This window comes from Streptomyces sp. NPDC048718, from assembly GCF_043198875.1.
In the GTDB taxonomy this organism is placed as follows: Bacteria; Actinomycetota; Actinomycetes; order Streptomycetales; family Streptomycetaceae; genus Streptomyces.
The window spans coordinates 211,539-228,044 of the sequence record NZ_JBICVG010000009.1 but is presented as its reverse complement, the minus strand read 5'-3'; the positions used below and the strand labels follow the sequence as shown (position 1 = coordinate 228,044).

12 protein-coding genes are annotated in these 16,506 nt (G+C 64.9%); 6 read left to right on the top strand and 6 right to left on the bottom strand.

Annotated features, from left to right (window positions below; translation table 11 throughout):
- Positions 1–78: 78 nt before the first annotated feature.
- Entirely contained in the window at positions 79–402 is a 324-nt protein-coding gene (locus ACGFRB_RS19305; protein WP_383311113.1) for a helix-turn-helix domain-containing protein, read from the top strand.
- 490 nt (positions 403–892) lie between these two features.
- Here the strand turns inward: ACGFRB_RS19305 and haaN are convergent, their stop codons facing one another.
- The 4 genes from haaN to haaT all read right to left on the bottom strand — a co-directional run bounded on the left by haaN (position 893) and on the right by haaT (position 5,679).
- Complete coding sequence (gene haaN, locus ACGFRB_RS19300; protein WP_393244412.1) at positions 893–1,366, bottom strand: cyclophane-containing RiPP N-acetyltransferase HaaN; 474 nt, start codon at positions 1,364–1,366, stop codon at positions 893–895.
- 74 nt (positions 1,367–1,440) lie between these two features.
- The gene (locus tag ACGFRB_RS19295) at positions 1,441–2,595 is read right to left on the bottom strand and encodes an FxsB family cyclophane-forming radical SAM/SPASM peptide maturase (RefSeq protein ID WP_393244410.1); all 1,155 of its coding nucleotides are present in this window, start codon (positions 2,593–2,595) and stop codon (positions 1,441–1,443) included.
- Positions 2,596–2,608: 13 nt separating this feature from the next.
- Positions 2,609–2,800 (bottom strand): HaaA family cyclophane-containing RiPP peptide, encoded by a 192-nt coding sequence (gene haaA / locus ACGFRB_RS19290; RefSeq protein WP_078874310.1) that lies wholly within the window; start codon positions 2,798–2,800, stop codon positions 2,609–2,611.
- Positions 2,801–2,907: 107 nt separating this feature from the next.
- Positions 2,908–5,679: a cyclophane-containing RiPP biosynthesis TPR protein HaaT gene (haaT, locus tag ACGFRB_RS19285; protein WP_393244408.1), complete on the bottom strand. Its 2,772-nt coding sequence runs from the start codon at positions 5,677–5,679 to the stop codon at positions 2,908–2,910.
- A gap of 350 nt (positions 5,680–6,029) precedes the next feature.
- Between haaT and ACGFRB_RS19280 the strand changes: the two genes are divergently transcribed.
- On the top strand, positions 6,030–7,466 hold the full coding sequence (locus tag ACGFRB_RS19280) for a DNA phosphorothioation-associated putative methyltransferase (RefSeq protein ID WP_393244406.1): 1,437 nt from the start codon (positions 6,030–6,032) through the stop codon (positions 7,464–7,466).
- Positions 7,467–7,473: 7 nt separating this feature from the next.
- On the opposite strand, the gene dndA is transcribed toward ACGFRB_RS19280, so the two are convergent.
- Positions 7,474–8,628 carry a cysteine desulfurase DndA gene (gene dndA, locus ACGFRB_RS19275; protein WP_383311192.1) on the bottom strand — a complete coding sequence of 385 codons (1,155 nt, stop codon included), beginning with the start codon at positions 8,626–8,628 and terminating at the stop codon, positions 7,474–7,476.
- 266 nt (positions 8,629–8,894) lie between these two features.
- On the opposite strand from dndA, the gene dndB reads away from it, so the two are divergent.
- The 4 genes from dndB to dndE are packed head-to-tail and all read left to right on the top strand — an operon-like array spanning position 8,895 to position 14,013.
- A complete protein-coding gene (dndB, locus tag ACGFRB_RS19270) occupies positions 8,895–10,034 on the top strand; it encodes a DNA sulfur modification protein DndB (RefSeq protein WP_393244404.1) in 1,140 nt (379 codons plus the stop codon).
- Complete coding sequence (gene dndC, locus ACGFRB_RS19265) at positions 10,031–11,629, top strand: DNA phosphorothioation system sulfurtransferase DndC (protein WP_031053312.1); 1,599 nt, start codon at positions 10,031–10,033, stop codon at positions 11,627–11,629. The genes dndB and dndC overlap by 4 nt, the downstream gene beginning before the upstream one ends.
- Positions 11,616–13,643 (top strand): DNA sulfur modification protein DndD, encoded by a 2,028-nt coding sequence (gene dndD / locus ACGFRB_RS19260; protein WP_393244402.1) that lies wholly within the window; start codon positions 11,616–11,618, stop codon positions 13,641–13,643. The genes dndC and dndD overlap by 14 nt, the downstream gene beginning before the upstream one ends.
- Entirely contained in the window at positions 13,633–14,013 is a 381-nt protein-coding gene (dndE, locus tag ACGFRB_RS19255) for a DNA sulfur modification protein DndE (protein ID WP_383311098.1), read from the top strand. Before dndD ends, dndE begins: the two co-directional genes overlap by 11 nt.
- A gap of 90 nt (positions 14,014–14,103) precedes the next feature.
- Here the strand turns inward: dndE and ACGFRB_RS19250 are convergent, their stop codons facing one another.
- On the bottom strand, positions 14,104–16,479 hold the full coding sequence (locus ACGFRB_RS19250) for a UvrD-helicase domain-containing protein (RefSeq protein ID WP_393244400.1): 2,376 nt from the start codon (positions 16,477–16,479) through the stop codon (positions 14,104–14,106).
- Between the last annotated feature and the right edge of the window lie 27 nt (positions 16,480–16,506).

Below are 16,506 nucleotides of genomic sequence, written 5' to 3'. Positions count from 1 at the left end.
ACTTGTCAGGTGCCTGGAGGAACGAGACGTGCGCAGAGGCCGAACACATACGTGGTCGGCGGCGAATGGCCGCATGCCATGATGCAGCCGCACCGTGGCGCCCTCGTCGCACAGGCAATCGCTCGGAAGCTCGCCCAGGCGATGTCGGACCAAGGGCTGAGCGCCAATGCCCTTGCTCGCAGGAGCGGGGTCAACCGACAGGTGATCGCCAACGTCCTGAACGGCACGGTCTGGGCCGACACGCTGACCGTGATCGACCTGGAAGGTGCTCTGGGCGTGATCCTGTGGCCCGATCACGTGCAGTGGCGCATCCCTGCCGCTGGCGAGGCTCCCGAGGGCTACAACGATGAGGCGGAGGGGGCGTCCGCCTCAGGTTCGAGCGCACCGGACAGCGTGGGGTAAGCGAGGCCGCCGGACCTTGGGTCATGGCCGGTTGCGACGGGAACGCCTGAGGGGAGCGTCGCTGCGAGTGCTCGCCCGGCAAGCTCAAGGCGTCCCCTTGCGCCTGCGCCCGCGGCAGCTCGTATCACGCCAGCGTTGTCTGGCAATCCTCGCACCGCCGTACCGCCTGCCGTGCCGTGTTTCCTTCTGTTGCGGTCGCCGGGTAGCTGCTGCTCAACCGGTCCCAGAGCCCGGCCGGTGGTGAGGGAATCCAGCCCCAGCGTGGCGCGGTGACCAGATCTTCGGTCAGGTGGGTGCAGGCTCCGGGAAGGTGCGCGCACTGCATGGGGGAGATCAGAATCGTGTCCGCAGAGAAGTGTTGCCACGACAGTCGGGGCGAGGTCGCTGTCCGCGCCCTTGGTGTGGATCCGTTGGGCGGGCACGCACAGCCCAGACCGATGACGAAGTCACAGCGATCGCAACGTACTTCCGACACGGATCCGCCCCACCCTCACCTCGTACCGCTGTCCACGCGGTAGCCGATCTTCCCGTCGAACTCCGTGAACCCCAATGACTTGTAGAAGGCCCGTGCCCCAGAGTTGTCGCGGTCCGTCATCCACTCGACCCGGCTGCATCCGGGGCGTGCGGCGGCCAGGGCGCGGAGCTCGCCCATAAGCCGGGCGCCGATGCCCTGACGGCGGAGGGTGCCGCGGACATAGAGCTCTTTCAGGAACAGAGAGTGGGAGGAACCGGCCGCCGGCCAGAGGAACGAATAGGCGGCGAGTCCAACGAGAGCGCCAGCTTCATCCTCGACCAAGAGCGCGGAGGCCAGCGGCGGGGAGCCGAAGAGCGCGTCCTCCACCTGGGAGCGGCGTTCTTCGAGGGGCTGGATCTCGGTCGATCCGTAGAACCGCTCGATCTCCTCGATCAGTTCGGCCAAGGCCTCGATGTCGCTCCTGTCGGCCGGGCGAATCCTCACGGTCATCGAGATCTCCTGTCGCTCTTCGCTTCACTCGCTCGTTCCAACGCATGATCCTGCTGTGACGGCACGGCTTGTGGCTACGGGGGCGTCGCCGTGTGCGGTGCCCAGCCGTGCTGGCGCAAGGAGCCCTGAACATGCCGAATGAGGTACTCCAGATCTGCGCAGTAGACGGAGGGATTCCGATAGCCGTGGTCGGTACTGAAGCGGTGAGGCAGGTAGCCTCCGCCGCATACCCCCACCAGAGGACAGCTCTGGCACTGTCCGGCGAGTGCGGCCTTCCCGCCTCGCCGGTGGAGGAGCTTCGGATGGTGAAGGACCTCGTCGAAGGACTGCCCGAACACATCGAGCCCCAGCCAGGAGGCACCCTCCTCGACGGACCTCAGGGTGTCCACGCCCTCGATCGTGCCGTCCGACTCGACCACGACGCTCGTCGGTGGGGCCAGGCCGAGGGACTCCACCGAGCCGCGCACGCCGGAGCTCAGCCCCACGATGTCCTCCAGCATTCGCACGCTGTGCCGATTCTCAGGCCGGGTGAGCCAGGCGTCGTAGACGCGGCTCATCCACAGTCCGTACTCGGGCACGCGTGGATCGTCGCGATGCGGCGGCTCGTCGTGAGTCCCGTGTGGCAGACCGAAGTCGATCACAGGTGGCTCGAACGATGCCAGGTAGTCGTGGACCTCGACCGGATCGTTGGCTAGGTCGACGACGGCGAGTAGCCCTGCGAACAGGTGCGGTCGAGACCGCAGCAGCTCGATTCCGCGGACGGCCGAGGCGGCGCTCGACCGTGAGGTGTGAGTCAGCCGATGCCGGTCATTCGCAGCAGGCGGCCCGTCGAGACTGACGCCCACGACGACCTCGTACTGCTCGAAGAGGTCCAGCCACGGATTCGTAAGAAGGGTCCCGTTGGTCTGTAGTTCGAAACGGACGGCCACCCCTGCCGGCACACCTGCCCGTACGGCGCCGAGCAGGTCCGCCATGTGCCGGGGGCCAGTGAGCAAGGGTTCACCGCCGTGCAGCACGACATGTACGTCCCGCAGACCGTGTGCTGCCGCGTGCTCACCGATCCGCCGCCCCGCGGCTTGGGCCACGGCCACACTCATCCGGGCGGGCAGATGCCGCCACGCCTGGTCCGCGGAGTTGAAGACGTAGCAGTAGTCGCAGTCGATGTTGCAGCGGTTGGCGACCTTGAGAATGAACGACCGGAAGGGGGCGATGTTCTCGCGAGGTGTCATCGCGGGGTAGGGCTCACAGAGGCCAGGTCCAGATCAGCGAAGCCTGGTGGCCACCCTCGCCAACACGGTTGGACGCGGACTGCTCGGCTGCCAGCCGTTGCCGTACGCGGACGGCGACACGGTCCAGGACGACCGAACCGTGCGCGGGTTCCGCGACGAGGGGCGCTGAGACGTTCTGCGCGGGAACCGGCGTGCGTGACGGCATTCGACGCTCCTCGAGGCAGTGCAAAGGCAATTGAGTGAGCAGACCAGCCCGCAACGTAGCAGCACCGGCAGCCTCGTCGGCATACCGAATCAGGCCACGTGCCCGGCTCACCCGGCCCGCGGCGCAAGCAGCCGTTCGACGGCATCGACCGCCCCGCCCACACCCAACTGCCGGTACACATCGAGTGCTTCACGCAGTGATCCCTCGGCCTGTGCCCGCGCGCCGGCCATCCAGTCGCAACGGCCGATCCCCTCCAGGGCCCGTGCCTTTTCCAGCGGGCAGCGGATGTCCCGGGCCAGCCCCAGTGCCTGCCAGAAGAGCTCGCTTGCGGCGGCCCAGTCACCGGAGGACCGCAGCAGTGCCCCCCAGTGGTTCAGGACCTCCGCCTCACCGCACCGGTCGCCGAGCTCCCGCAGGATCTCCAGACTCCGCCGGAACGACTCGACGGCACCGTCCCGCTCCCCAGCATCCCCGCGCGCCACACCCAGCTCGCCCAGCGAGGCGGCCTCCCCACCACGGCTGCCGAGATCGCGGTACGAGCCCAAGGCGTCATCCAACAGCTGGATCGCCTCGGTGACGTTCCCATCCATGCGGTCCAGCACCCCGAGGTGGCGGATGCTGTTCGCGCGCCCGAACCGTTCGCCGAGCTCAGTGAAGTACTCCAGCGCCCGGGTGTGTGCCTCCCGCGCTTCGGCGAGATCGCCGGTCAGGTGCCGCACGACTCCGAGCTCGTTGAGGGCGTACGCCTGGTGGACCCGGTCGTCGAGCTCCCGGTAGATGTCGAACGCCTCACGATGATGCTGCGCGGCCAGCCGGTACTCGCCCAGGAGGCAGTGCACGATGCCAAGGTCCCGCAGGGAGTTGGCCTCCCCGTACCGGTCTCCCAGCTCACGGTAGATCGACAGCGCTTCGGTCTGCGCTGCCACCGCCGCGTCGAAGCGGCTGGTCTGCCGGCGCACCATGCCGAGGTCCGCGAGTGCGTTCGCCTGGCCAAGCCGGTCGCCGAGCTCGCGGTAGAGCGCGAGGGAATCGATCTGGGACCGTGCGGATGCTTCGTTGTCCGCAATCATGTACCAGACGATGCCCACCTGGTTCAGGGCGTCGGCCTTGCCTTGCTTCTCCCCGACCACCTCGTACTCCGTCACCGCCTCGTTCAGTGCCTCGATGGCCTCGGGGTAGGCCGCCATGAATCGCCGTACGACTCCGAGCTCGGCCAGCGCGTCCGCCAGCGCCCGTCGGTTGCCGGTGTGCCGAGCGGCCTCGGCGGCTGCCCGGTGGAGGCCAACGGCCTGGTCCCAGGGGCCGGCCTGGCGCAGGAAGGGTGCCATCGCCGCAGCCATGTGGATCACCAGCTCGTGCAGCCCGAGGTCGTTTGCCCGCCGAATGCTGGCCAGCACGTTGGCTCGCTCGTCTTCCAGCCAGCGCAGGGCCGCTGTCCGCGACTCGATGGGCGGGGTCTCGACCGGGGTGGCGCCACTCCGAGGTGCTGAGTAGGTCGCGCCACTGCGGCCGATGTGGCGGTTCGCGGCAGCGAGGGCGGCCAGGTAGTAGGTGCACACGCGTTGAACGGCCTGAACAGCTTCCATGGTGCCTCCCTCGTCGGCGAGACCGCGGGCGTAGTCGCGTAGGAGATCGTGAAGCCGGAAGCGACTCCCGGGATGCTCGTCGATCAGATGGGCGTCATAGAGCCCGTCGAGTCGCTCGCGCGCCACCGCCACTGAAACCGAGCCGAGCGCGGCGCCGGAGAAGGCGTCGAGGTCGGTGCCAGGGTAGAGGCCAAGACACCGGAAGAAATGCTGCCGCTCAGGTGTGAGGTCCTGGTAGGACAGGCTGAACGTTGCGGCGACCCCACGTTCCCCGGCCCGGAGCTCGCCCAACCGGTCCCGGGTCGCGGCCAGGCGCGTACGCAGATCCTCGGCGCCCCACAACGGATGATGGCGCAGCCGCGCGGCGAGCAGTGACACCCCGAGTGGCAGGTATCCGCACAGCGCCACCAGCTGCTCCAGGACGACGCGATTGAGTGAGGCCGCCGGCCGTCCACTGAGCCGAATGAACAGGTCGATCGCATGCGCCGGTCGCAGCGCCTCTACCGGCAGGACCACCTCTTCGTATGCAGCCAGCCGCTTTCGGCTGGTCACCAGCACGAGGCAGCCGCTTCCGCCGGGGAGCAGGGGCTCCAGCTGCCGATAGCTGGCCGCGTTGTCGAGGATGAGCAGCGCTTTCTTGTCCGCGAGCTGGCTCCGCCACATGGCCGCCCGTGCCTCGGTAACCGCGCCCAAGTCGTCGCCGACGGGGATTCGCTGCGCCGGCACTCCGGTTGCCGCCAGCAAGGAGGCCAGCGCCTCGGTGGCTTGTACAGGGGGCCTGCCTGTGGTGTGCCCGTTGAGGTTCACGAAGAGCTGGCCGTCCGGAAACCGCTCCGACAGCACATGCCCCGCGTGCACGGCGAACGTCGTCTTCCCTACCCCTGGCATTCCGTCGATCACATGCACAGGCAGCGCCTCGCCGCTCTCCTGCGACATCCGTACGGACCGCACCAACGCCTCCAGCTCGGCCGTCCGATCAGTGAAGGCGGTGGCATCGCGTGGAAGAGACCGCAGCACGAGGGCAGCACCCGGAGGCTCCGCGCCTTCCTCTGGCCGGGGCGTCGGATCAGCGGGGCGCTCCGGCGCCCCTGATTCCGACAGCGCAGCAAGAAGCACGGTCAGCCCGACCAGAGTCCCGCCCAGCACAGCGAACGAGAACCAGGCATGGCGCTGTAACCACCCCAGCCACCCGGGCCACTCCGACTCGGATACCGCGTTCGTGACGAGCCCGACCAGCATCGTCGTCACGGCTCCGCCGGCGGCCACGACGGCGACCCCTCGCCGGAGTCTCATGCGCGTGTTGCCCTCAAGTACACACGCTGCCGCCCATATCCAGTTCTGGTCACGTCAGCCCCCCGAAGTCTCTGCTTCCCAACTTGCCAAGCGGATCAGCCCACATGGAGTTGGTCAAGGTCGTCTCTGCGCCACGCTGCGCCTCACGAGCCAGCCTGGCGGGTCTGCTCGTTGCTCTTGTCCCTCTCAACGACCGCCGAGCCCTGGTTCCAGCCGTCACCAACAGCCTCAGTTACAGGAGACCCACTTTCCTCACCCGGTCTGCTGATTGATAAGTGATCGCCCTTCGCAGAGCCTCCGACCACCACTACCCTGCGACCGTCCCAACTCGCCACTCCTGCGAGGACGTCATGCAACAGCCTTGGAATAGCGAACGCCGTCTTACTGCGATCGGACGAGCTGCACTATCTGTCCCCGCCCGGCAGGCTTTCGCAGACAAGCAGCTTGGTCCGGAGCGGACGATCCTCGACTACGGATGTGGGCGAGGAGACGACGTGCGATCACTCGAGAGGCTGGACTGCCGGATCACTGGTTGGGATCCGTATTACTGCCCAGAGCCGCAGCTGGAACAGGTCGACGTTGTGCTCCTCACCTACGTCCTGAACGTGATCGAGGATCCCGCAGAACGTCGACGCACCCTCATGCAGGCATGGCAGTTGGCCAACACTGTGCTCATCGCCTCTGCGCGACTCACGTGGGAGAAGTCCAAAGTTCGAGGCCAAGAGTTCGGAGATGGCCTCATCACCAGTCGGCAGACTTTCCAGCACCTCTTCGGCGCCAGCGAGCTTCGTAGCTACGTCGAGGAAGTCACCGGTACTCGCTGTGTCTCAGCATCCCCCGGCGTCGTTTACGCCTTCAAGGACGATTCGGCGCGACTCAGCTACCTAGCCCACCGTATTGTTCCGGATGCCACATGGCTGGCTTCTGAGGACACGACATCAGCTATTGCCGCTGTCATCGATCACGTAGAACGACGGGGGCGTCACCCTCGCGTCGAAGAGACGCCGCGTCCTGTGGCAGAGCTCCTTGCACACCTGAAGCCGAACGAGCTCAAGCGGCTAGTTCGCGACTCCGCCGACCCTAAGGAGGTGTCGGAAGGGGCCAAGCGTACAACCCTCAATACCTTGCTCTTCCTCGCCGTCGAACTGTTCAACGGACGTGGCCCCTTCAGCAGTCTCCCCTTCAGCGTTCAGCTCGACGTGCGCACGTTCTTCTCCTCGTACAAAGAAGCCTGCCAGCGTTCAGATCGACTACTGCTCAAGCTTCGCGATGACGGATATGTGCGTGGTGCGATGAATGCGTCGCAGGTCGGGAAGGTGACGCCAACAGCTCTGTACGTGCACCGGCGCGCGCTGGATCGAATGCCCACCGTGCTACGGCTGTACGAGCACTGCGCCTCGATTGCCGCTGGCCGCCCGCAGAAGTGGGCGGTAGCCAAGCTGAAGCACCAGGGTCGTGCTGTCTCTTGGCTCGACTACCCGGACTTCGACAAGGATCCGCACCCGCGCATCCAGTCCTCATACATAGTGGATCTCCAGTCGTTGGAGACGTCTCATGTGTCGTACGCGAGATCCACGAACCGGCCACTCCTGCACCGTAAGCACGAGTTTCTCGCACCCGACGATCCAGACGTGCGCCGTTATCGCCGCCTCACCGAGTCTGAGCTGAAAGCGGGGCTGTACGAGAACCCCCATCTCATCGGCACGGAGGACGGCTGGGCATCCGAGCTGATCAGGTGCGGGCGCGAGCTGCGCGGACACCGGCTGGTGCGCCGCGCAGCAGACTGAGCTTCATCTACGCGGAGACAGCCGGTTGCATGCGTGCGATTGTTGCTGCGAGGTCCTCCGGATCGAAGTCGGCGACCTGACTCGGGAACCACGAAAAGCGAAGCCCATTGGTGGCTACCTCCTCCGGCAGCCCCATGGCGGTCAGGACGTGACTCGGCGTGTACGAGGCGCTGGTGCACGCCGAACCCGTGGCGACGGCGACCTGGTCTTTCAGCCGTACGATCAGCGCTTCCGCGTTGAGTCCGTCGAAGGTCACATTCAAAATGTGTGGCACGGTGTGATCGGCGTCACCGTTGATGTGGAATCGAGTCTCCCCGAGGGCGGTGAGCATGCGCTCACGCATTGCAATGGCCTCTCGCGCCCAGCGTGCCTGACCCTCTTGGAAGGTCTTCGCTGCCTCGTAGAGTCCCATGATCAGCGGCACGGGGAGCGTGCCAGGCCGAAGCTTCCGCTCCTGGCCGCCGCCGAACATGATCGGCTCCAGCGGCGCCTTGTCCCAGCCGCGGCGGCGGGTTACCAGGGCACCCACCCCCTTCGGAGCCCCGATCTTGTGACCGCTGATGCTGATCATGTCGATGGGGGCCTTAAGGTCCTGCGGGATCTTCCCGTAGCCCTGCGCGGCATCCACGTGAAGGAAGGTCGGCGTCTTGCGTAGCTCCTCGGCGAGCTCGGCGACGGGCTGGATGACGCCGGTCTCATTGTTCACGTGCATCAGGGAGACCAAGAGGGTGTCCGGGCGCAGCTTCTCGAGCACGGCCTCTGTGGTGATCCGGCCGGACGGTCCGGGCTCAAGGAAGTCGACCTCGAAGCCTTTGCTCTGAAGGTGAAGGAGGGGCTCGATGACTGCCTTGTGTTCGATGGCAGAGGTGATGATGTGCCGGCGCCCATGCTTCTTGCCGTGCGGCGCGATGCCGAGAAGGGCGATGTTGTTGGATTCAGTCGCTCCACTAGTGAAGATGACCTCTTCAGTCTTGGCGCCAACTGTCGCCGCGAGGAACGCCCGCGCTTCCTGAACTGCCTTCTTGGCGCGTGCCCCGTACTCGTGGGTACGACTGCCGGCGTTCCCGAAGTCTTCTGTCATCCAGTGGAGCACCACGTCCGCCACCCGGGGGTCGACCCGGGTCGTTGCCGCCACATCCAGATACGCCACCACAACTGCCACCCACTTCTGAGACGTTTCCCTGCCATCGTGCACGTCACCGAGTTAACGTACACGCGTAACGTGTTGGCGCGCATCGGGTGCCGACGCGTCCGTCAACACTGGCGGCGCCGCACGTCATCCCGCCGAGTGGTGATCCGGCAAGGCGCCCACGAACGCGCGCCCAGTCCCGTGCACTGCCTGCAGTGTGACCTGTACGCAAGGATGAGGGTGCCTTGGTACGTCAAACGAGGGATGCCAGTCATCGTGAGTACGTTAAAGTTGTCGGAGTGGAGAGCGAAGCTGTGGCAGGTGTGACCCGAATCATCCCCCCACGCACATCCGCAGGGTTTGAGTACACTTTTCCCGCCATCCGTGGCATCCAGGCAGGGCGAGAGTTCTACGTCTCCATGTGCCCCCTGCGGCTGATCCCTAAGATCTTCATCTTCGACGAGGATGAACTGCCCCCCGAGCTACGAGCTCAGCGCCTCCTTAATAAGGGGCGCCTCCCTGCTCTTAGTAAGTACATTCTGGACAATCCAGACGACTACGTCTTCAGTGCCCTGACCGCCTCAGTCGACGGCAACATGCACTTCGACAGTCACAGCCCTGATGGCGCCGGCTTCCGAACCGGGCAGCTCCACATTCCGATGGACTCCCGGTTCCTGATCAACGACGGTCAGCACCGTCGCGCTGCCATCGATCTCGCGCTCAAAGAGAACCCTGACCTTGGCGAGGAGACGATCGCCGTCGTCTTCTTTCACGATGCGGGGCTCGCCCGCTCGCAACAAATGTTCGCCGATCTCAACCGGCACGCGGTCCGTCCGGCTCGCTCCATCGGCGTCCTCTACGACCACCGTGACAGCTCCGCGCAGGTCGTGCGCGTCATGGCTGGCCGGTCGACTGTCTTCAAGGGCTTTGTCGAGATGGAGAAGAGCAACCTCTCGGCCCGCTCCCGGATGATGTTCACCTTGAGCGCCCTCTACTACGGAACCCAGGCTCTCTTCCAGGGGCTGGACATTAAGCGCGGCGAGGCGGCCGACCTGGCCCAGTCATACTGGGAGGCGATCGACAAGACGCTCCCGGAGTGGGCGATGGTCCGCAACCGGACACTCTCCGCCACTGAGATGCGCCGAGACTTCATCCACAGCCACGGTATTGCTCTGCACGCCCTCGGGCGCATCGGGAACTCTCTCCTCAGGGAGTCCACCGCACCGTCCACGTGGAAGAAGCGACTCACACCCCTCAAGAGGGTGGACTGGACCCGCTCCAACATCGACTGGGAGGGACGAGCCATCGTCGGCGGCCGTGTCTCCAAGAGCCACCAGAACGTGACCCTGACCGTGAACTATCTGCGTAACCACCTCGGTCTCGGGCTCAGCCCCGAGGAGCAGCGAGTGGAAGACGCATACCTGCGAGGCGATGCATGAACACCCCTCTGCCTCTCGGCATCCCTTCTGTCCGGCGACTGGCGTTCGACGGCCGCTCGCTCGACGAGGTAGCCACCGAGCTGACCAACGAGATCCGCGAGCTCTACACCGCGGATGAGGTCCCCTGGGTTATCGGCTACAGCGGCGGCAAGGACTCCACCGCCGTCCTTCAGCTGGTCTGGACAGCGCTCAGGGATTTGCCGGCCGAGAAGCTTAACAAGCCGGTTCATGTCATCAGCACAGACACTCTGGTCGAGAACCCCGTTGTCGCCGCGTGGGTCACCACGTCGCTGGAGACCATGGAGAAGGCAGCTACCGAACAGGGCCTGCCTATCCAGCCCCACCGACTGACCCCGGAGATCAAGGACACCTTCTGGGTCAATCTCATCGGTCGCGGCTATCCCGCGCCCCGCCCGAAGTTCCGCTGGTGCACTGAGCGGCTCAAGATCAAGCCCTCGAACTCCTTCATCCGCAACGTCGTCGCCGCCCATGGTGAGGCCATCATGGTCCTCGGCATCCGCAAGACGGAGAGCCAGGCCCGGGCCCGCGCGATGGAGAAGCATGAGAAGCGACGTGTCCGCGACCGCCTCTCTCCGAACGCGAACCTCCCCAACTCGCTCGTCTACAGCCCCGTCGAGGACTGGACCAACGACGACGTGTGGGAGTACCTGATGCAGAAGCCCAACCCCTGGGGCTACAACAATCAGGACCTCCTCACCATGTACCAGGGCGCTTCCGCCGACGGCGAGTGCCCGCTGGTCGTCGACTCGACCACCCCGTCGTGCGGCTCCAGCCGCTTCGGCTGCTGGACGTGCACGCTGGTCGAGCAGGACAAGTCCATGACCGCGATGATTCAGAACGACGAGGAGAAGGAGTGGATGACTCCGCTCCTGCAACTGCGAGACAAGCTCGACTCTCCTTTCGGTTCTGTGGAGGACAAGGAAGACCCTGACTACCAGCCCGGCAAGAAGCTGCCTCACCCTCGGCCCGATAGGGCCGCTCGCGACTTCCGCCGGATGAACGGTCAGGTTAATCTTTTCACTCGCCGCAGCGACGGCAAGGAAGTAGCTGTCCACGGTCCCTACCTTCAGAAGTTTCGGCAGGAGTGGCTTGAGGAGCTACTCACCGCGCAGACCTGGATCAGAGCCCATGCCCCCGAGCACGTCCGCAACATCGAGCTGATCACCCTCGACGAGCTCCACGAGATCCGACGTATCTGGGTCTTCGATAAGCATGAGGTCGAGGACACGCTGCCGGAGATCTACAAGAAGGCCACCGGCGAGGACTTCCCTGGCGGTCCGCTCGACGAACAGCTCGTCATGGGCGCCGACGAGATGGACCTTCTCAAGGAGCTCTGCGATGGGGACGAGCTGCACTACGACATGGTGCGCGAGCTGCTGTCGGTGGAGCGCAAGTACCGCACAATGACGCGGCGTTCCGGTCTCTTCAAGGCGCTCGAAGACGCCGTCCAGAAGGGCTTCTACGACGGTCACGACGACGCCGTCTCATTCGCGCAGCGCAAGAAGAAGTGGCGCGATGACGTAGCGACCAACCCGACTCTGGATGAAGAGACCGACATCGATGCTCCTGCGTAAGATCACCCTCGAAGAGTTCGGGGCCTACCGGGGCAAGCAGTCGCTTGACCTCACCGTGAAGAAGGGTAAGCCGATCATCCTGATCGGTGGCCTCAACGGCTGTGGTAAAACGACCCTGCTTGATGCCATCCAATTGGCCCTATATGGCCCACGTGCCAGGTGTAGCGGCAGGGGCAGCAAGGCATACGACACCTACCTGCGCGAGAGCATCAATCGACAGCACGATCCTTCCCGCGGCTCCGCAGTAACCCTGGAGTTCACCGTAACGGTGGATGGTAAGGAGCACTACTACAAGGTTGTCCGCAGCTGGCGCACCAGCGGCAAGACTCTGAAGGAATTCCTTAACGTCTTCGTCGACGAGGAGTACGGCGACGACGCCAAGCCCGCCCGTCTTGCTCAGCCGGACACCAAGTTCAGCAAGGTGCTCAGCGAGGGCTGGGCAGACCACGTCGAGGACTTGCTCCCTCTCGAGGTTGCCTCGCTGTCCTTCTTCGACGGCGAGAAGATTGAATCCCTCGCCGATCCCGAGCGGGCGGCTTCGGTCATCGAGTCTGCGGTGCACTCCTTGCTCGGTGTGAGCACCGTGCAGCAGCTCCGTACTGACCTGCTTGCGCTCCAGCGACGTCAGAAACTGTCTGACGAGGAACAGCACCTGATGGACAACATTCACGCGCAGGAGAAAGAGCGCGACGCCGTGCAGACGGAGCTGGAGACGGCTGTCCAGGGCCTGGCGCAGCGCAAGACCGAGCTCGGCAAAGCGGAGCGCACTCTCGAGACTCTGGAGCGGGAGTTCGAAAAGGAAGGCGGCGGCTTGTTCGAGCGCCGCATCGAGATCGAGCAGGATCGCAAGCGGGCTGCCGAGCGCCTTGCTGAACTCCGCGCTTCCCTGAACCAGATTGCCGCCGGACCGCTCCCTCTGCTGATGATGAGCTCGCAGCTTAAGGACGTCCGCAACCAGGCCAGACGCGAGCAGTCGGCCGCCGAAGCCGGCCAGGTCCTCAACGTCCTGGAAGAGCGTGACCAGTGGTTGCTCGACTTCCTCCCCGAGGATGCACGGGACGCGGTCGTAAGGAAACTCGAGGAAGACCGCACCAAGCGGTCCAAGTCCACTGCCTTGAAGGTGGACTTCGGCCTTCCCCACGATGCCCTGGCCCAGCTGACAGTGCTGGAGGAAGTTCTGGTACGGGACAAGATCCGGGCGACCGAACTCCTGGCACTCACCGCTACCGCCGCTGAGGAACTTGACCAGTTGGACCGGCAGCTGGCCGGTGTCCCGGAGCAGAGCAGGGTGGAGGCCATCCAACTCGCGCGTGAGGAGCAGCTCCAGGACTTCGCCCAGATCCAGGCTGCAGTCGCCCGTGACACCGAGCGGATCACAGAGCTGAAGCGGCGCCGAGAGAACGTCACCGCCTCACTGGAACGAGCCCACAACGACTTCGTACGGACCAAGGTCAAGGCGGAAGAAGTCGAGCGGATCATCAAATATTCTGAGAAGGCCCGTGGCACTCTGGAGCGCTTCGGCGAAGCACTGCTTCAGCGGCACATCAGCCGACTCGAAGTCGCCATGCTTCAAAGCTTCAAGGAGCTCATGCGTAAGCAGGGTCTGGTCCAAGGCCTGCGCATCGACACCGATAAGTTCACGTTGACCCTCACCGACTCCGAAGGCGAACCGATCGACCCAGGCCGTCTCAGCGCCGGCGAGCGCCAGCTCCTGGCGGTCTCTCTCCTCTGGGGGCTAATGAAGGTTGCGGGGAACCGTCTCCCCAGTGTCATCGATACCCCGCTCGGCCGCCTCGACAGCCGCCACCGTGAACACCTCGTGGACCGCTACTTCCCGCACGCCAGTGAACAGGTCCTCCTCTTGTCCACCGACGAGGAGATTGACGAGTACCTGTTGGGCCGCCTCAAGAGATCCGTCGCCCACACCTACACCCTGGTCCACGACGACACGGACTTCACCACCAACGTCGTCGAGGGCTACTGGTGGAACGCAGGAGCCTCGCATGTCGCTTGATACCGTCCGTCTCTCCCAGCCGGCCCGCGATCGACTTGTCCGGCTGAAGCGCACCACCGGCATCACGCAGTGGAACGTCCTCTGCCGCTGGGCTCTCGCGCTCTCCTTGAACGACCCGTCAACGCCGCTGGTCAAGGAAATCGTCGCGGACTCCAACGTTGAGATGACGTGGAAGACCTTTGGCGGTCAGCACGGTGACATTTACCTGGCGCTACTCAAGCAGCGCTGCGTCTCGGATGGTGACGAGCCCACTGACGAGAACGTTGCCCGGGCTTTGATGGTGCATCTGCATCGAGGCATCGGGTACCTCGGAGGGCAGAAGGAACTGACAACCGTTGAGGGCTTGATTGGATCGGTTGCTGCTGTCTGACCACTTGGTATCCATAGGGCCGGAGTAGCCTTACCTGCTGCCCCGGCCCCAAGAGCTGTCAATCCTCTCGAAACTGTGGATTCTGAGCGGTCAAACGCTATCCGTGCCGCGTTGTACCAGGGGGATGCGTCCAGGGGCGCCGGAAGCAGGCTCCAGCAGAAACGGGCTCGGGTCACCATGCCAGGTGATGGTGAGGGCGTCACGGGCGCGGGTCGCAGCAACGAACAGCATCGAGCGGGCCTTGCGCAACTCCCGGCGGTACCGTGTCGGATCCTCGGTGCGGTACCGGTCGATCGAGTCCATGCGGGGGACGAGCTTGTCGCTGGCACCCACGATGACGAGGCGCTGGTACTCCAACCCTTTGAAGCGGGGCATGGTTCCCACGTGAATCTCGCCATCACCGCGAGGGCCGTCCGAGGTCAGCTGTGCGTAGCCGAGGCCCGCTTTCGTGGCGAGATGGTAGATCACTTGACTCACCTTGTCTCGGTCGGGGACGGCTACGGCGATCAAGCCGCGAATGTCGCGTGCTGCGCCGTCTTCGTCGGCGGCAAGCTCGTCGCGCCATGCGCGCAAAGTGGAAGCGAGGCCGTCGAGTTCCTGTTCCCAGGTGGTGTAGTCGGAAAGCTCGGGGACAGGCCCGTGCAGAACGGAACGGTAGCCCGACAGGCTGTCGGTTCCGCTGTCGAGGTCGTCATAGGTCTCGCCGGACATGACTGTCAGGGCGCGGGCAAGAATCTCCCTCGTGGTGCGGTAGCTCAGGGTCAGTCGTGCGGAGCGGCCTCGGACATTGATTCCGAGAGCGCCGAGGGTGACATGGTTGTCGTAGACCCGTTGGTGCGTGTCGCCGGCGATGAACATGTCGTTGTTACCGGGGGCGACCATGGCCCGCAGCATTTTCCAGTGCGCGGCGCGCAGGTCCTGAGCCTCGTCGACGATGATGTGTTTGTAGCGGTGCTTCAGGTCGCTCATGGATGCCTCGGCGTCGCGATGGATCAGATCGCGGCCACCGACCTGATCCTTGTATTCCTGGCGGGTCTGGATGCGAGTGGCACGTTCCATCTCGTAGCGGGCGGCACGTTCGGCGGCCTGGCCCCAGGTCTCGATGCCCTTCTTGTCCAGGCGGGCGGTGAACTCGTCGAGGACCTTCCAGACCATGGCTCGTTCGGGACGGGTGAGCGGGCGTCCCCGGCCAGCTCTGCGCGTCTGGAAATAGGCCGTACGGGTGGCCACGGACTGGCCGAGGATGACCTGCTCCCACTCCTCAATGAGGAACTCGGCTTCCCAGAGCCCCTGCTGGCCGAGTTCGGCGAGCACGTCACGCAGTTCGGTAAGGGCGGTGCGGTCGTCTATGCGCCGCTTGACACGGCCCGAGAGCGAGTTCTCGCTGACGACTCTGTGGGCCAGCTCGTCGATGTGGGCGATCTCCACGCGGGCAACGAGATCGGGGTCCCCAATGAGGTCGGTGAGGCGGGTACGCAGGTCAGCCGTGAGGTTCTTGGTGAACGTTGTCAGCAGGATGGGCTTGTCCTGGCCTGGCTTTAGCTGCTGCACGAGGTGGTGGATCCGATGCAGGGCAACGATGGTCTTGCCGGTGCCAGGGCCGCCGGAGACGCGGGCGGGGCCGTTGTAGTCGCGATCGACCAGTCGAGCCTGGGTGGGGTGTAGAAACACCTTCCATGCCTGGAAGTCGCCCTCTTCCAAGACTTTCTGCAGAGCGTCATCGATGGTGGTGACGGTGGTACGGGCGAGGGCGGCGCCGAAGTCTCCGAGGTCGATCTGGTCCTCTGAGGCAACCGCAGCGGTGATCTCGGCACGTACTTCGTCCGGGCTCATTCCGGCGGCCAGGCCGTACAGGACGTCCTGGGACAGCAGCGGGGCCCCCACCACCAGGCGGTCGAGGTCGGTGGTGTCGGTGAGAGTGAGTGCGAGGTCGATCAGCGGTTCGGCGACGCCAAGGTCGCGGAGCAACTGCCGGGAATACCCGGCAAGCAGCGAAGATGCAGGGGCAGCCGGCTCGGCGTCGGGCTGTGTATCCGGTCCGGCGGCAGGGGCGGCCTCTGTGGCGGTGGCGGCGTCGGGTTCGGCCGGGATGAGTTGGATGCCGGCGCGGCGCAGGGCGCTTTCGCCGACGACGGAGAGGTCGACGAACTCGATCTCTCCGGAGACGCGGTTGATGGCAACGGATAGTTGCTCGTAGACGTCTCGACGGTGTCGGACCGTGATGACCAGCCAGCTGTCATCCCCCGTTTCGTCCGTCCCGGTGCGGGTGAGCAAGGCGCGGTAGGAGTCGTCAATCCGAGCGGAGAAGATTCGCGAGTCGCCCTTGAGCGCCTTCAGCTGCAGGCCGTTGCCGTGTGGGTTCTCCCGGAAGCGGTGGGAGAAATCGTAGAACTTGGCCTTTACCGAGCGATCGAGCTTATAGAGCTCTTGCTCGGCTTTCTGGTAGAGGCTGAGCCGGGCAGTCATTAGGTGGCGCCTTCCAGGTCGTCAGTG

Excerpts from the sequence above, each read along its gene's own strand:
- ACGFRB_RS19305 (WP_383311113.1), top strand. The coding sequence starts at position 79 with ATGATGCAGCCGCACCGTGGCGCCCTCGTCGCACAGGCAATCGCTCGG.
- haaN (WP_393244412.1), bottom strand. The coding sequence starts at position 1,366 with ATGACCGTGAGGATTCGCCCGGCCGACAGGAGCGACATCGAGGCCTTG.
- ACGFRB_RS19295 (WP_393244410.1), bottom strand. The coding sequence starts at position 2,595 with ATGACACCTCGCGAGAACATCGCCCCCTTCCGGTCGTTCATTCTCAAG.
- haaA (WP_078874310.1), bottom strand. The coding sequence starts at position 2,800 with ATGCCGTCACGCACGCCGGTTCCCGCGCAGAACGTCTCAGCGCCCCTC.
- haaT (WP_393244408.1), bottom strand. The coding sequence starts at position 5,679 with ATGAGACTCCGGCGAGGGGTCGCCGTCGTGGCCGCCGGCGGAGCCGTG.
- ACGFRB_RS19280 (WP_393244406.1), top strand. The coding sequence starts at position 6,030 with ATGCAACAGCCTTGGAATAGCGAACGCCGTCTTACTGCGATCGGACGA.
- dndC (WP_031053312.1), top strand. The coding sequence starts at position 10,031 with ATGAACACCCCTCTGCCTCTCGGCATCCCTTCTGTCCGGCGACTGGCG.
- dndD (WP_393244402.1), top strand. The coding sequence starts at position 11,616 with ATGCTCCTGCGTAAGATCACCCTCGAAGAGTTCGGGGCCTACCGGGGC.
- dndE (WP_383311098.1), top strand. The coding sequence starts at position 13,633 with ATGTCGCTTGATACCGTCCGTCTCTCCCAGCCGGCCCGCGATCGACTT.
- ACGFRB_RS19250 (WP_393244400.1), bottom strand. The coding sequence starts at position 16,479 with ATGACTGCCCGGCTCAGCCTCTACCAGAAAGCCGAGCAAGAGCTCTAT.